The sequence below is a fragment of the Pseudomonas fluorescens genome, assembly GCF_019212185.1.
GTDB lineage: Bacteria > Pseudomonadota > Gammaproteobacteria > Pseudomonadales > Pseudomonadaceae > Aquipseudomonas.
In genome coordinates this window covers 3,676,855-3,692,153 of sequence record NZ_CP078138.1, presented here as the reverse complement: position 1 = coordinate 3,692,153, position 15,299 = coordinate 3,676,855, and the positions used below count along the sequence as shown (strand labels likewise).

10 protein-coding genes are annotated in these 15,299 nt (G+C 58.9%); 6 read left to right on the top strand and 4 right to left on the bottom strand.

Features of this window, described 5'->3' with window-relative positions; genetic code table 11:
- From KW062_RS16510 to KW062_RS16495, 4 genes are all read left to right on the top strand, one after another.
- A complete protein-coding gene (locus KW062_RS16510; protein ID WP_105755514.1) occupies positions 1 to 2,391 on the top strand; it encodes an efflux RND transporter permease subunit in 2,391 nt (796 codons plus the stop codon).
- Positions 2,392 to 2,558: 167 nt separating this feature from the next.
- Complete coding sequence (locus KW062_RS16505; RefSeq protein ID WP_105755515.1) at positions 2,559 to 4,013, top strand: DUF1254 domain-containing protein; 1,455 nt, start codon at positions 2,559 to 2,561, stop codon at positions 4,011 to 4,013.
- 42 nt (positions 4,014 to 4,055) lie between these two features.
- A complete protein-coding gene (locus KW062_RS16500; protein ID WP_105755523.1) occupies positions 4,056 to 5,603 on the top strand; it encodes an arylsulfatase in 1,548 nt (515 codons plus the stop codon).
- A 168-nt stretch (positions 5,604 to 5,771) separates the two neighbouring features.
- The gene (locus KW062_RS16495; RefSeq protein ID WP_105755516.1) at positions 5,772 to 7,184 is read left to right on the top strand and encodes a DUF1254 domain-containing protein; all 1,413 of its coding nucleotides are present in this window, start codon (positions 5,772 to 5,774) and stop codon (positions 7,182 to 7,184) included.
- A 461-nt stretch (positions 7,185 to 7,645) separates the two neighbouring features.
- Here KW062_RS16495 and KW062_RS16490 read toward each other — a convergent pair whose 3' ends face one another.
- Positions 7,646 to 9,700 carry an acyltransferase family protein gene (locus tag KW062_RS16490; RefSeq protein ID WP_105755517.1) on the bottom strand — a complete coding sequence of 685 codons (2,055 nt, stop codon included), beginning with the start codon at positions 9,698 to 9,700 and terminating at the stop codon, positions 7,646 to 7,648.
- Between the two features lie 351 nt (positions 9,701 to 10,051).
- On the opposite strand from KW062_RS16490, the gene KW062_RS16485 reads away from it, so the two are divergent.
- Positions 10,052 to 11,584 carry a sensor domain-containing diguanylate cyclase gene (locus tag KW062_RS16485; RefSeq protein ID WP_105755518.1) on the top strand — a complete coding sequence of 511 codons (1,533 nt, stop codon included), beginning with the start codon at positions 10,052 to 10,054 and terminating at the stop codon, positions 11,582 to 11,584.
- A gap of 6 nt (positions 11,585 to 11,590) precedes the next feature.
- On the opposite strand, the gene KW062_RS16480 is transcribed toward KW062_RS16485, so the two are convergent.
- The 3 genes from KW062_RS16480 to KW062_RS16470 form a co-directional block, all read right to left on the bottom strand.
- The gene (locus tag KW062_RS16480; protein WP_027618196.1) at positions 11,591 to 12,232 is read right to left on the bottom strand and encodes a LysE family translocator; all 642 of its coding nucleotides are present in this window, start codon (positions 12,230 to 12,232) and stop codon (positions 11,591 to 11,593) included.
- Between the two features lie 60 nt (positions 12,233 to 12,292).
- On the bottom strand, positions 12,293 to 12,733 hold the full coding sequence (locus KW062_RS16475; RefSeq protein ID WP_027618197.1) for a hypothetical protein: 441 nt from the start codon (positions 12,731 to 12,733) through the stop codon (positions 12,293 to 12,295).
- Positions 12,734 to 13,010: 277 nt separating this feature from the next.
- The gene (locus tag KW062_RS16470; protein ID WP_027618198.1) at positions 13,011 to 13,925 is read right to left on the bottom strand and encodes a LysR family transcriptional regulator; all 915 of its coding nucleotides are present in this window, start codon (positions 13,923 to 13,925) and stop codon (positions 13,011 to 13,013) included.
- A 193-nt stretch (positions 13,926 to 14,118) separates the two neighbouring features.
- On the opposite strand from KW062_RS16470, the gene KW062_RS16465 reads away from it, so the two are divergent.
- Entirely contained in the window at positions 14,119 to 15,294 is a 1,176-nt protein-coding gene (locus tag KW062_RS16465) for a M20 aminoacylase family protein (RefSeq protein WP_105755519.1), read from the top strand.
- The last annotated feature ends 5 nt before the right edge of the window (positions 15,295 to 15,299 follow it).

Here is a 15,299-nt window from a genome sequence, read left to right as displayed (position 1 = left end):
ATGAGCATTCAGGAAAAATACGTGACGAATGCCGATGGACTGGCGCGCAAGGATTTCGCCCAGGGCATGGTCGGCAAGGTTTCCTACTGGATCTTCCACCGGCGCAAAGCGCTGCTGGCGCTGTTTATCTTGATCACCGTGGCTCTGGGCTACAGCGCGACCAATCTCAAGGTCGAGGCCGGTTTCTTCAAGATGATCCCGCTGCACCACGAGTACATGAAAACCTTCCTCGACTACCAGAAGGATTTCGGTGGCGCCAACAAGGTGCTGGTGGCGGTGAAGAGCAACAAGGGCGAAATCTTTACCCCCGAGGCCATGGCGGTCCTGCGCAAAGTGTCCGATGAGGTGTTCTTCATCAACGGCGTGGAGCGCAGTTCGGTGACTTCGCTCTTTACCTCCAACGTGCGCTACACCGAGGTGGTCGAAGACGGTTTTACCGGTGGCAACCTGGTAGATTCCAGTTACGCCGGCACTCCGCAACAGGTCGCCCAGGCCCGCGAACGTACGCTCAAGTCCGACTGGGTCGGGCGCATTGTCTCCAATGACCTGAGTTCGGCCATGGTCGTGGCCAACCTGCAGGAGACCGATCCGGTCACCGGCAAACGCCTGGACCTGCAGCAAGTCGCCAACACCCTGGAGAAGATTCGCCAGGACAACCAGAACCCTGACATCAGCATCCATATCATCGGCTTCGCCAAATCCATCGGCGACATCGCCGAGGGCGCGTCCGGTGTGCTGGTGTTCTTCATCATCGCCTTCGTCATCAGTGCGCTGCTGTTGTACTGGTATTGCGGCTCGCTGATGTTGACCGGCTGGGCACTGATTTGCGCAATGGTACCGGTGGTCTGGCTGCTTGGGCTGCTGCCGTTGCTGAAGCTGACCCTCGACCCGATGTCGATCCTTGTGCCGTTCCTGATCTTTTCCATCGGCGTGTCCCACGCGGTGCAGATGACCAACGCCTGGAAACTGGAGACCCTGAACGGCGCCGACGGCGTCACCGCCTCGCGCAACTGCTTCCAGAAACTCTTCGTGCCCGGCGCCGTGGCGCTGCTGGCCAACGCCCTGGGCTTTATCGTCATTGCCCTGGTCGACATCGAGATGGTGCGCGAACTGGCAATCACCGCGACCCTGGGTGTGTCGGTGATGATCGTCACCAACAAGATGCTGCTGCCGATTCTGCTGTCCTTCATGCGCCTGTCCGCGGCGGATGCGCAGAAACTGCGCGGCAAGGAAACCCTCGGCGCCGGGCTGTGGGAGCGCCTGGGTGTGCTGGCGACCCGTCGCGGCGCCGCCTGGGCGTTGCTGTGTGCGGCAGTATTGCTGGGGTGGGGCTTGTTTGAAGCGCGGCACCTGCATGTCGGCGATATCGGCGCCGGCGTACCCGAATTGCGTGCGGATTCGCGTTACAACCAGGACGTGGCGGTCATTACCCGGGACTTCGCCATTGGCGTCGACCTGCTGCAGGTGATCGTCAAGGCCCAGGGCGATGAAACCCCCTGCGTCAAACGCGAGGTGCTCGACCCGATCAGCGAGCTGGAGCTGTATTTGCGCCAGGACGACGGCGTGTCTTCGGTGCGCAGCCTCGCCAGTTTTGTCGGCAACATCACCCAGGCCTATGCCGAGACCGACCTGAAGTGGCGCGTGTTGCCCGAACCCACCGCGCAGATCGCCCAGGGTGTGGGCTTTGCGACCCGGGTCGGCACCGAGTACATGAACAGCGCGTGCAATGCGATCCCGGTGTCCATCTACACCAAGGACCACCAGGCCGAGACCATCTCTGGCCTGATGAACCGGATCAAGGCCTTCAAGGCGGCTTATGACAATGACCAGGTCACCTTCCAGCTGGCCTCGGGCAACGTCGGGGTCATGGCGGCCACCAATGAAGTGGTGCACGCCGGCGACCGGCTGGTGAACAGCGCGCTGTTTGCCTCGGTGACCTTGCTGTGCCTGTGGATGTTCCGCTCCTGGCGCATCACCCTCTGCGTGATCATCCCGCTGGCGCTGGTCACGGTGTTGTGCAACGCGCTGATGGCGCTGCTGGGCATCGGCGTCAAGGTCAACACCTTGCCGGTGGTGGCGCTCGGCGTGGGGGTTGGCGTGGACTACGGGATTTATCTGTTCGAGCGCATCAAGCACGAGATGCACGAGGGCGGGCTGGAACTGCGCGAGGCCTTCGTCGAAGCCCTCAAACAGCGCGGCACGGCGTCGGTGTTCACCGCCGTGACCATGACCCTGTCGATCGCCACCTGGGCCTTCTCCAACCTCAAGTTCCAGGCCGACATGGGCATCCTGCTGGCCTTCATGTTCCTGGTGAACATGCTCGGCGCCATCCTGTTGTTGCCAGCACTGGCTGCCTGGCTGCTGCCCCGCAAAACAGGCAGCCGAATCTGACCCCCTGTAGGAGCGAGCATGCTCGCGATGGTGGACCAGACAACGCGGGCATTCAGGTGCTCCGCGTCGTCGTTAAAGTCTCTGATCGACGCTTGTCGGAGTCATTGCCGAGATACCTGGCTCATTGTTGAGCCAGGTTTTTTTCATCCAAAAGGAGCATTAATCCAATGAGGAACACCTTCAGCTACTCCTTGCTGGCCCTTGCCATGGTCGTTGTGCTGGCGGGCGGCGCCCAGGCTGATGTCGGCCAACCAGCCGCCGGGATCCCGGGCATCCCGGCCGGCACTGTCATCACACCTGCCAGCGCCACAGTCATCGCCCAGGACGCCTACCTGTGGGGTTGGCCGATCGTCAACGCCTTCAACCGCCGCACGTCCTTCTCCCGAGCTCCGGAACCGGGATTAGTGGGCGGCATTCTGCCGGCGGCGCCGACCGGCTATATCAGCATGCTCACCGACTACATCACGCCGGAGCAACGCTGGATCGCGCACCCCAACCAGGACGTGGTGTATGGCTTTGGTTATGGCGCCACCGACGACGATCCAATGGTCTTGCAGGTGCCGGACTTCGCTGATCGTTACTGGGTGTATGCGCTTTATGATGCCCGCAGTGAAGAGTTCTCCAGACTGGGCAAACAGTACGGCACCCGACCCGGCAACTATCTGGTGGTCGGGCCGAACTGGAAGGGCACCGTACCCGAGGGCATCACCCAGGTCATCCAGTCGCCTACCGAACTGGTCGCCGTTGGCCCGCGTGTCTTTCTGGACGACAGCGCCGAAGACCGCCAGGCCATTCAGTCGGTCCTCAACCAGGTGGTGGTTTATCCGCTGAGCCGGTACACCGGCAAGACGGTCACCAAGGACTGGAAGGCCACGCCGCATTTCCCTGCGCCGCAAAAGACTTCTGCGGAAGTGCGCTGGGTGAACCCCGAGACTTTCTTCGATCAGCTGCCTGAAGTGCTCGCCAAGGTGCCACCGCTTGCCGGGGAAGAAAGCCGCTACGCGATGATGAAGGCGCTGCTCGATGCCGCCGCCAAGGACCCGGCGGTCAAGGCCGCCATCGTCAAGGCCGCCATCGACACTGAAGAAAAGGTGGTATCGCCGCTGTTCTCGTTCCAGACCAATGGCTCACGGCTGCCCAATGGCTGGAACTCGCCGACCAACGTGGCGCGCTGGGGCAATGACTACCTCACGCGCACGGCCACCGCCAAGTCGAACATGTACACCAATCAACCCGAAGAAACCCGCTACTTCTTCCTTGAAGTGGACGACAAAGGCCAGCGTCTGCAGGGCGATCATCGATACACCCTGACCTTTCCCAAAGGCCAGACACCGCCGGCGGACGGCTTCTGGTCGCTGACCATGTACGACCCTCAGCACTTCTTCGCCCCCAACGCCCTTGACCGTTATTCCCTGGGCACAAAAAACAGCAAAAGCCTGAAGTACAACGCCGACGGCTCGCTGACTCTGTATGTGCAGCACGACTCGCCCGGCAAGGACAAGGAAAGCAACTGGCTCCCGGCGCCCAGCAGTGATTTCGAAGTGACCATCCGCACCTATTGGCCAAAGGCCGAGGTGCTCAGCGGCGAATGGACGCCGCCAGGCGCTGTGCGTCTGGACTGACAGATACCCCCATACAACCAATACAATCAGGAGATAGGGATGATGAATTCGAGCTCCACGCTCAAGCGCTGGTGCAGTGCGATCGCATTGCTCGCGGCAGGCGTTACGTCACAGGCCATGGCCGCAGACAAACCGAATATTCTGGTGATTTTCGGTGATGACATCGGCATCACCAACATCAGCAGGTACAGCAACGGCCTCATGGGCTATCAGACGCCCAATATCGACCGCCTAGCCAAAGAGGGCGTGATGTTCACCGACTATTACGGCGAGCAGAGCTGCACGGCGGGGCGCGCGGCCTTCATCACCGGCCAGCATCCAGTGCGCACCGGCCTGACCAAGGTCGGCATCCCAGGTGCCGCTGTGGGCCTGAAGCCGGAAGACCCAACCATCGCCGAGTTGCTCAAACCGCTCGGATACACCACGGGGCAGTTCGGCAAGAACCACCTGGGTGACCGCGATGAATACTTGCCGACCAACCATGGCTTCGACGAGTTCTTCGGCAATCTCTATCACCTCAATGCCGAAGAAGGTCCGGAAGACCCGGACTGGACCAAGAACCCTGCGATGGACAAGCTGTTCCGTCCCCGCGGCGTGATTCACAGCACTGTCGACGGCAAGATCGAGGACCTCGGTGCCCTGACGAAAAAACGCATGGAAACCATAGACGAAGAATTCCTCGCGGCCTCGACCCATTTCATGGACAAGGCGGTCAAGGCGGACAAGCCGTTCTTTGTCTGGTTCAACTCCACACGCATGCATTACTACACCCACATCAGCGACAAAGTCGCCGGCAGGTCGGGGCAGGGCGAGTACAACGATGGGATGCTCGAACATGATGACCAGGTCGGCCAGTTGTTGAAAAAGCTCGATGAACTGGGTGTCGCCGATAACACCATCGTCATCTACTCCACCGACAACGGTGTGCACTTCAATCAGTGGCCGGACGCAGGCATCACCCCGTTCCGCGGCGAGAAAAACACCAACTGGGAAGGCGGTTTCCGCGTACCGGCCATCGTCCGCTGGCCGAACCACATCAAGCCCGACACCCTCTCCAACCAGGTCATGTCGCACCAGGACTGGATGCCAACCTTGCTCGCCGCCGCAGGGGTCACCGACGTCAAGGAACAGTTGCTCAAGGGATACAAGGCCGGCGCGAAAAACTTCAAGGTGCATCTGGATGGCTACAACTTCCTGCCGTACCTGCAAGGCCAGGAAGCCAAGGGCCCGCGCACCGATTTCTACTACTTCAGCGACGACGGCAAATTGCTCGGCGTGCGTGACGGTGACTGGAAGCTGGTGTTCGCCGAGCAGCGGGCGCACCAGTTCGATGTCTGGCGTGATCCTTTTGTAGAGCTGCGCATCCCCAAGGTTTTCAACCTGCGACGCGATCCGTTCGAGCGTGCGGACACTGACTCCAACAACTACAACCAGTGGTGGGACAAAAAAGTCGGCATCGTCGCCATGCCGGCCCTGGTGCGGGTCCAGCAATTCCTTGGCACCTTCCAGCAATTCCCGCCGCGCCAACGTCCGGCCACCTTCACCGCCGACCAGATGGTCGAGAAGTTCATGCATTACCAGACCCAGTGAAAGGCTGATGGCTGGAGGAACCGATATCCGGCCACCGCTTGCAGATTTGCCCACGCCGGTTTGACGAGCCGGAACCCTCTGCCTAGGGTTCTTGCAGACATTCACTCGTCAGGCTGGCACTTGAGACGAGTTGCGCCCGCCGCACTGCCTTATGAAAGGACGCTCGATATGAACTCATCACGCAAGTTCCTGTTTTGTATTCTGCCCCTGTGTGCCGCGCTCGGCAGCGCCATGCACGCCCAAGCCGCCACACCGGATTTATTGCTGTCCACGCCGGCAACCCCCGATGCAGTGGAAAAGGGCATGCAGGCCGATGGCTACAGCCTGGCGATCTCGGCCTACAACTGGGGTTATCCGCTGGTGCGCATGGAACGAGTGGCACGTGAGTACACCAAGGTTCCCTCACCCAAGCCCGACACCAGTTACCGGGCAGGCCTGAACCAGATCGGCTGGGCCACTTCGCTGGCGTCACCGTCCGCCAAGGACATGCCCACCGCCAACAACGACACCTACTACATGAGCTCGGTGCTGGACCTGACCGAGCCCTACGTGCTGACCGTGCCCGACACCCATGACCGTTATTACGTGGTCGATGTGTTCAATATGTGGCAAGAACTTGAGCATTACGTAGGGCGGCGTACCACCGGTACCCAGGCCGGGAAATTCGTCCTGGTGCCGCCGGGCTGGAAGGGCGAACTGCCAAAGGATGCGAAGCGTCTGGACGTATCGACCAAAAAAATCTGGCTGTGGGGGCGCATTCACGTCAAGCAGGGTGAGGATGTGGCACCTATTCTCGCCTTGCAGAAACAGTTCAGTGTCGTGCCCTTGAGCGGCAAGGCGCACCAGGATGACACCTTGCCGGCGTTGCCGCAGACCGGCGACGACCCGCTGGGTTTCTTCTCCGAACTGGCTTCGGCGCTCAAGGACAATCCGGTCAAGCCTGACGACAAGGCACTGTTTGCCCAGTTCGCCCGTATCGGCCTGACGGAGAAAGGTTTTTCGCCCGACAAACTGAACCCGGCCACGCGCAAGGGGCTGGAGGAGGGTTTGAAAGATGCGCCCTATGTTGCGATTGCCTCGCTGGCCAGTACGTCCGAAGTCCGCAACGGCTGGAACTGGGTGACCGGTCTGGATAGCTTTGGCTACAACTATCCGCTGCGCGCCATGGTGGCGGGGCCGTATCTCGGCGGCCAGGGTGAGCATGAGGCGATGTACCCGATCCGCTTCACCGACAGCAAAAACCAACCCCTCACCGGCGACAATCAATACGAGGTTAAACTGGCTTCGGCACCGCCGGTCAATGCCTTTTGGTCACTGACCATGTACGACGCCAGCGACAAGATGCTGGTCGATAACGAGATCAATCGCTACAAGGTCGGCACCGATACGCAGGGTTTGAAAGTCGCGTCGGACGGTTCGATCACGATTCCAATTTCCCACAAAAAACCTCAAGGCGAAAATGCCGCCAACTGGCTGCCGGCCCCGCAGGGCGGCTTCTATGTACTGCTGCGTTTGTACCAGCCGAAAGAAGACGTATTGTCCGGCAAGTGGCAGTTGCCGCAGTTGAACAAAGTCAATTGAACGTTCGTATGTGAAGATCTGATGATTGGTCAATAGCGCGGCTGACTGTCCGCTATTGGCCGATTCTGTTGAAAAAATCGGTTTTCCCAGACCGTCAGCATACTGACCGCTGAAAATGCCGGTTTTGCGCGTCGCTACGCGAAATCTGAGCCTGGAATCTTTTGCTCAATGCAAAGACTTTAATCTCAAGCGCGTACTTTTCTACCGTGGAAACCACGACCGACTTTTTCAACACATGGATGCCCTTCAAGATGATGAATCTGGATCGTTTCGACGTGACCAACGGCAGTTAGAGGAGGCGTGCAATAACCCTTAGCGGCTAAAACTGAATCGGTTTGCCCTCCGGCTGCAACATCCGTGGAGGGCAGACTGCTCATCTCGCAATTCAAGTCATTGACGATGGGTTGCCGAAAATGCGCAGACCACCCTTTTACGAGCCTGCCCGGACGCCTGGTCGCTGATTATTTTTCCAGAATTCCCGGTAAGTTTTTCTCCGCCCAGATGACAAACAACTTTGCCACTTCGGTGCTCGCGTACTCGGAGTAATGACTGTATTCATCTCTGAACAGAGGCATCCCGTTTTTTACAAGAGAGCAACCGAGGAAGTTGCAGAACAGCTCATTCTGATCAAATACTCGTACGTTCGGGTGTTTGCTCAGGATACTGTCGATCATTGGTTTGAAGTCATTCATCGCCGTTTCTCGAGCGTGTTGACTAACGTCGCAAGCACTCGGGCCACGCTTGAGTGGGCGAGAAAAACAGCTTTTCAGGTCGTGCGTTGTCGTAATGTGCGGGACGAAAAGTATGACGTGGATGCCATTTTTTTCAAGGTAGGCTACCCGTTCTTCAACGCTAGCCTTGGCGCGTTCATCGGGCTTCTTGTCGAGGCCGTCGAGGATGGCATATTTTATTGTTTTGTCTTTTTCAATGATGCTGTTAATCAGGAGTTTTTGATGGTAGGCCCGATTGCCAGAACACGGAGTTGTCGTCGGCTCTGTATTTTCATCAGAAGGCTCGCCCACATTGGGCGGGCAGGCGCCGATTGAAAGAATAGTTTGATGGCTTGTCTTTTTGTTCGCCGCAAGACCTGGAAATAAATGGTTTGCATAGCTGTTGCCCAGTAACAGGATCGTCGGCTTTTCATCTCGATTGGTCATGCAAAACCACCAGCCGTATGACTCCGCCTCTTTGAATGGGTAGCGGTTAATGCAGGTGTCGTTTTTGGTGAACTTCCATAGCGGTCCGACAAATTGGCTATTGAACGCCTCTGCGCTTTTAACCGCCTCGCGTCGCGGAAGTCCATCCAGATTGAAAATGATAAGGCCGGTCACTCCGATGCTTGCCATCAGGATAATCAGAGTCGGCGTCTTGAATCGGCTTTTATTGTTGCGTAGTGGACGCTCAAGAAACCGGTAGGTCATCCAGGCTAAAACGATCGCAATGACGACAGCCGCGATTCTGATTTCTCTGGCGGGTACTTCGCCTTGAATGATCCGCGCGAATGCCAGAAGCGGCCAGTGCCAGAGATAAAGCGGGAAGCTGATCAGGCCAAACCAGACGAATGGTCTGCTGGCGAGGATGTTCTTATTGATCCAGGCATCTGGCCCAGCCGCAATAATCAGAAATGCTCCTGCCACCGGAAGACTCGCCCACCAACCTGGGAAGGCGTCTTCTTTGGTGATATACAGCAAGCCACTGCCGATAAGGGCAATACCGGTAATGGAGAGCGTATTTTTGAGCGTATTGCCGTTTGGACTTGGCGCAGGGTTGAAGAAGATTCTGCATAAAGCCGAGTCTGTGATGTGCGCTATTTTGTCTATCGATGGGCTTCGATAGATTGACAAGTAGGCAAGCAGCGATCCGGCAAGCAGTTCCCAAGCCCGGGTCTGCGGTAGATAGAATGTTGAGGACGGGTCGCTGTGAATGTTGTTTATGTTGAGACCAAACGACAGCAAGCAGCCGACGACTATCAAAGACAGAGCGTTGGCCCGTTTCTTCCAGGCCAACCACAATACTAACGGCCAGAGAATATAAAACTGCTCTTCGATGCCGAGCGACCATAAGTGCAGGAAGGGTTTGATTTCAGCGGAAGTGTCGAAGTAGCCGCTTTCATCCCACAATACGATGTTGGAAATGAATGCAGAACCACCGGCCAAATGCTTGCCCAACTGAGAATACTCGTCAGGAAACAACACGAACCAGCCAAACAAACAACAGGACCCAAGAACCAGAATCAGTGCCGGAAAAATTCGCTTTATACGACGTCCGTAGAACTCGGAAAACCTGAATGAGCCGCTTTCCAGATTTTTGAAAATGATAATCGATATCAAATATCCGGAGATGACAAAAAATACATCAACGCCGATGAACCCACCTTTGAGCCAGACCGGGAACGCGTGATAAAACACGACAGCCAGGACCGCGACTGCACGAAGCCCGTCAATGTCCGGCCGATATTCAGGATGTGCAAACTGGGGTTGGGCAGCAGAGGTCTTCGGCTCCATGAGTGAAGTCATTGTTGACATCCCGCTCCCTGTTTAAAGAACTCATTATTATTAAAATTTTCCCATGATAGACGTAAAGATAATCTCAGACCTAGAGTTAAAAGGGACCGCCTGGCAAAATGCTCGTCGTTTAATTGTTGTTTAAAGTGCTGAAGGATGCGCGGCACATATTTCCATTTTCCTTGAAATGGCCGTTCCAGAGCGCTTTGAGCGGTGGCACTGGGTTTGCCAATCAGTTGATGCGGTGCCGCTCCACGGGCGCAAATCTGTTGCTGCTTCCCCGCTGGTCTGCTTGTATCCTTACGCACGGCGAGGACATACGCCTGTTTATGCCTGGAACCGGATTTTCCATTGGGTACTGATGTGAGACGTGACCTTCATCTTGTTGTGCTGCTGCTACTGATTGTCGGCTGTTCATTGGCGTCGCTGACCCTGTGGAAAGTCATGGACTCCCGAGAGCGAGTGCTGGATGAGGCGAATATCCATGGCTTGAACCTCACCCAGGCGCTGTCCACTTACAGCGATGGCATCGTCCGCCAGAGCTCCTTGCTGTTGCTCGGGCTTGTCGAACGTCTTGAAACCGAAGGCAGCGACCCTGCACACATCCAGCGGCTGAACGTGCTGGTCGGACGCCAGCAACCCTTGATGCCGCAGTTGAGCGGCGTGACCATCTATGACAGGCATGGGCATTGGTTGATGTCCTCCAATCGACCGATCCCGGTCGGTGCCAACAGCAGCGATCGCGCTTATTTCATTCATCACCGCAGCGACCCCTCGCGTGAGCCCTTTATCGGTCCACCCATTCGCAGCCGCTCCAGCAACGAATGGGTGATTACCGTCAGCCGGCGTTTCAATGACGCTGATGGAACCTTCGCCGGGGTGGTGGCAGTGACCCTGGGCGTGGAAAACTTCCTGCGGCTATTCGGCCAGATCGATGTCGGACAGGAGGGCGCCATCAGCCTGACAGACGCTGACGGCACGCTGCTGGTGCGCTATCCCTTCCGTGAGCAGGACATGGGCCGCAACTTCTCGCAGTCGCCGATCTTTGCCATGTACCTGGTGGATCACTCGATGGGGACCGCGTCCCTCACTTCCACTCTGGATGGCGTGGATCGACTCTACGCGTTTCGCAAGAGCGACAGTCTCGGGCTGGTCACCACCGTGGCGCTGGGCAAACGCGAAGCCTTGACCGCGTGGCGCCGGGAATCCCTGATGTCCGCTGGACTGGCGGGCAGTTTGCTGACGCTCACCGGCATCATTGGCTGGCTGCTGATTCTGCATATCCGCCGGCGGATCAAGGTCGAGTCCGAGTTATTGAGCACTCAGCAACAGTTGCTCGACTCCAATCGGCAATTGGAAATGCTGGCGATGAAAGATGCCCTGACCGGCCTGGCGAATCGCCGCTGTTTCGACGAAGCCTTGCTCATGGAGACGCGTCGAGCGCAGCGTGATGGCAGCTCGCTGGGGTTGTTGATGATTGATATCGACTTTTTCAAAGGCTTCAACGACAGCCTTGGACACGTGGCCGGCGACGCTTGCCTGCAGGCGGTCAGCCGCGTTCTCGAGGGGAGCGTACGCCGTCCCTCTGACCTGGTGGCGCGCTACGGCGGGGAGGAAATGGCAGTGATCATGCCCAACACTGACCGTGAGGGTGCGCGGGTGGTGGCGCAATTGATCCTCGATCGCATGCAGCAGGCCAACATTCCCCACACTACCAGCCCGTTTGGCCACGTCACCGTCAGTATCGGCATTGCCACCGCCGAAGGCGCGCATTTGGCCCAACTGCAAGGTTTGATCGAGGCTGCGGACCAGGCGTTGTACGACGCCAAGATGAGCGGGCGCAATCGGCTGGCGGAGCAGGGCGCCAGCGTTTTTCCCGAGGCGCTGGCCAACTGAGCGGTGTCAGGCCGTTTGTCGACGCATGGTCATGATGGCCGTGCCGAAAAAGATGAAGGTCGAACCCACAATCCGATTCAGCCAGCGGGAAAACAGCGGGCGGGTCAGCACGCCTTTGGCGCGGGAGGCGAGTTGGGCGTAGAGGCTCAGGGAAAGCAATGACAGCGCCATGAAAATCAGGGTCAGCACCAGGAACTGAGGCACCAGTGCGGCGCTCTGGTCGATGAACTGAGGAAACAGCGCGGTGAAAAAAATCGTCGCCTTGGGGTTGGTCGCCGCCGTGAGAAAGGCCGACTTGAACAGCTTGAGGCGCGAGGGTGCCTGGGTGCCGGGTTGGCCTTCGATAGGCTCAGTGATCAGCGGGGTCTTTTTCAGCAACTGTTTGGCGCCGAGATAGAACAGATAGCCCGCGCCGGCGATTTTCACTGCATTGAAGATCAACTCGGAACTGGCGATCAGGGCGCCCAGGCCCAGCATCGCGGCGGCGGACATGCAGAACAGTCCGCTGATATTGCCCAGCGTCGACCACAGGGTGGATTTTGTGCCGTAGGCCAGGCTGTTATGCAGTGCCATCAGGGTGGCGGGGCCAGGGCTGGCGACGGAGACCGCGGCGACCAGGGTATACGCGAGGATCGAGTGAACTTCCATTTTCTGAACTCGTAGTCATGAAGGCGCCAATTCTACGTGTAAATACCTGTGGGGCAACGGCTAATTACACGCCAGATTCACTGCTTTGGCTGCACGCTGCAGCTCAAGCTTGACGTCGACCGGAATCCGTTGCTTGACCAGGCGTTGCTCGAGAAACACTTGATCGCCACGGGTATCCACCTCGGCATCCAGGGCCGCGACCTGGGATTCGATGGCGGCCGCGTGAGCGTCGATCACCGCATTGACCTCCGCTTCGCTGTGAGCGCTGTCGAGCGCGCGGATCAGCGCCGCGACCTTGGCTTCCTCCTCCTGGGTGTAATCATCCAGCGACAAGCCTGCCGCCATCGCCCGCGCGCGAATTTCCACCCCTTTGAGCGCCTGCCGGGCATCGGAACACAGCGCATCGTGCCTGGGCGGAACCACCACGATCCACTGCAGCAGGGCAAAACTCACCACGCCAACCGCCAGCAAGCTGACGCCCACGATCAACCTGCGCGTCATGGTCGCGCCCTCGAATAGCCGGGGACTGAGGATTCAAATGGCATTGCGTGGACTCTGTTTACCGAAGTCCAAGCGTAGCATCGGAACAGCTCGGCTATGCTCGCCTCCTGTCAGCGGCAGGCTGCGGTATTGGTTGAGCGCCCGACGATGCAGCGTCAATCAAGGATGAAAGGTGCGGCCCAGCGCGTCCAGGCGCGTGGCGATGGGCGGCAGACGCTGGCTGCTTTGGGACAAGGTGCCGAGTCCGGTGTTTGGCGGATTAACCCGGCATTTGCTGTCAAATCAGCAAATCGACCGTCTGCAACATGCGTCGATACGGCGACTGGGCGTGGCCCATTTCGAATTGAATAGTCTCGACGAGGCACTCGAGGAAGCGCTCCGCCGCCGGGCGCAACGGCTGGCCGCTGCGGCTGATGGCGCCGACCGCGGCGCTGCCGATCGGCTCGCGCAAGGGCAGCGTGGTGAGGCCTTCGCGTTGGGCGCAAAACTCCACCAGCGGCCAGGGAAAGACGCTGAGCATGTCGGTGTCGCGCAGCAGACTCAGGGTGATCGACAGCGAATGGGCGAAATGCACATGGCCCTGAGTAGAAATCGTGCTGTCCTGCTGCGAGGTCATGATCCAGTCCGCTGCCGCCAGTTGCGCCATGCTCCGGCTGTCGGCCAGCGGATGTTGCTGGCGGGCAACCACCGCACAGTCGGCAGTGAACAGCGGCAGGTAGGTCAGGTCGCTGCTGGAAAAGCGCGTATCCAGGCGGCCGATGAACAGGTCGACACTGGCATCGCGGACCATCGGGCAGGCCACCGATGACAGGCCTTCATACAGCTCAAGCTGGACCTGCGGGAACAACTGGCGAAAGCGCACGATCGCCTTGGGCATCAGGGTCATTGCCAGCCAGGGCGTCACGGACACCGACAAGCGCCCCACCAACTCGCCGCTGCTGTCGGCCAGCACCTGGCGCGCGCTGACCATCTGCGCCACCAGCAGGCGCGCCTGGATCAGCAGCTTCTTGCCCAGCTCGGTGAAGGCGATTCCGGAGGTATTGCGAATCAACAACTGGGTCGCGGTATCGGCCTCCAGCTTCTGCAAGGCCTTGGTCACGGCGGCCGGCGAGGTGTCCAGGCGTTTCGCCGCGCCACGGATACTGCCGGCATCCGCCACGGCCACCAGTGCATTGAGTTGGTAGAACTTCATGCTTGCCCCCGCTGTTAACCCTGGGTTGCCCTGTTGACTTTCGATTGCCTGTTGGCCGCTGCGCGCTCGCTTTAAGCTCGAACCCACACCGAGCAAGCCCGCGAGATCGACCAGGGGCTGCCAGACCGTAGCAGAAAACGCCCGGGCACTTTGCGCAAAAGTTGCCTGGCGTTCAACAAGGATCGAGCCAGCCATGTCCCAGACCCTCCCGTTGTTGCAAGAGATCGAGCAGGAAATGCGTGAACTGCGCCAGCAGATCCACGCCCACCCCGAGTTGGGGTATCAGGAAGTCGAGACCAGCGCCCTGGTAGCTGAACGCCTGACCCGCTGGGGTTATCAGGTGACCCGTGGGCTGGCCGAGACCGGCGTGATCGGCACCTTGAAGAAAGGCACCAGCTCACGGGTGATCGGTATTCGCGCCGACATGGACGCGCTGCCGATCCTCGAGAAGACCGGCTTGCCCTATGCCAGCAAGATCCCTGGAAAAATGCATGCCTGCGGGCATGACGGCCACACCACGATGCTGCTGGCGGCGGCCTATGCCCTGGCCCACGACCACCCGTTCGATGGCACCGTGCACCTGATTTTCCAACCGGCCGAAGAAGGCCTGGCCGGTGCCCGGCGGATGATCGAGGAGGGCGTATTGCAGCAGTTTCCCTGCGACGCGGTGTTCGCCGCGCACAATATGCCGGGTTACCCGGTCGGCAAACTGGGCTTTCGCGCCGGACCGTTCATGGCCTCCGCCGACCAGGTCACGGTGACCATTCAGGGTGTCGGCGGCCATGGCGCCATGCCGCACCTGACGGTCGACCCGGTAGTGGTCTGCGCCAGCATCATCATGGCCTTGCAGACCATCGTCTCGCGCAACGTCTCGCCCCAGGACATGAGCGTGATCACCGTCGGCTCGATCAACGCCGGCAAAGCCTCCAACGTGATTCCGGACAGTGCGCAGATGCTGATCTCGGTGCGCGCCCTGAATAACACGGTGCGCGACCGGCTGGAAAGCCAGATCAAGCAGTTGATCCATGCTCAGGCCCAGGCATTCGGGGCGACCGCCGAGATCCACTACAGTGCCGACTACCCGCTGTTGATCAATGACGCCGAGATGACCCGATTCGCCAGCCAGGTCGCCACCGATTGGCTGGGTGAGGGCGAAGTGTTGAACGATATCGTGCCGTTCAACGGCAGTGAGGATTTCGCCTATTTCCTGCAGAAGTGTCCCGGCTGCTACTTGATCATCGGCAATGGCGACGGCGAGAAGAGCTGCATGGCCCACGATCCGCGCTACGACTTCAACGACGACATCCTGATGCGCGGCGCCGGTTTCTGGGTCAAGTTGACCGAAGCCTTCCTGCCGCTGAACCCTTGAATAAC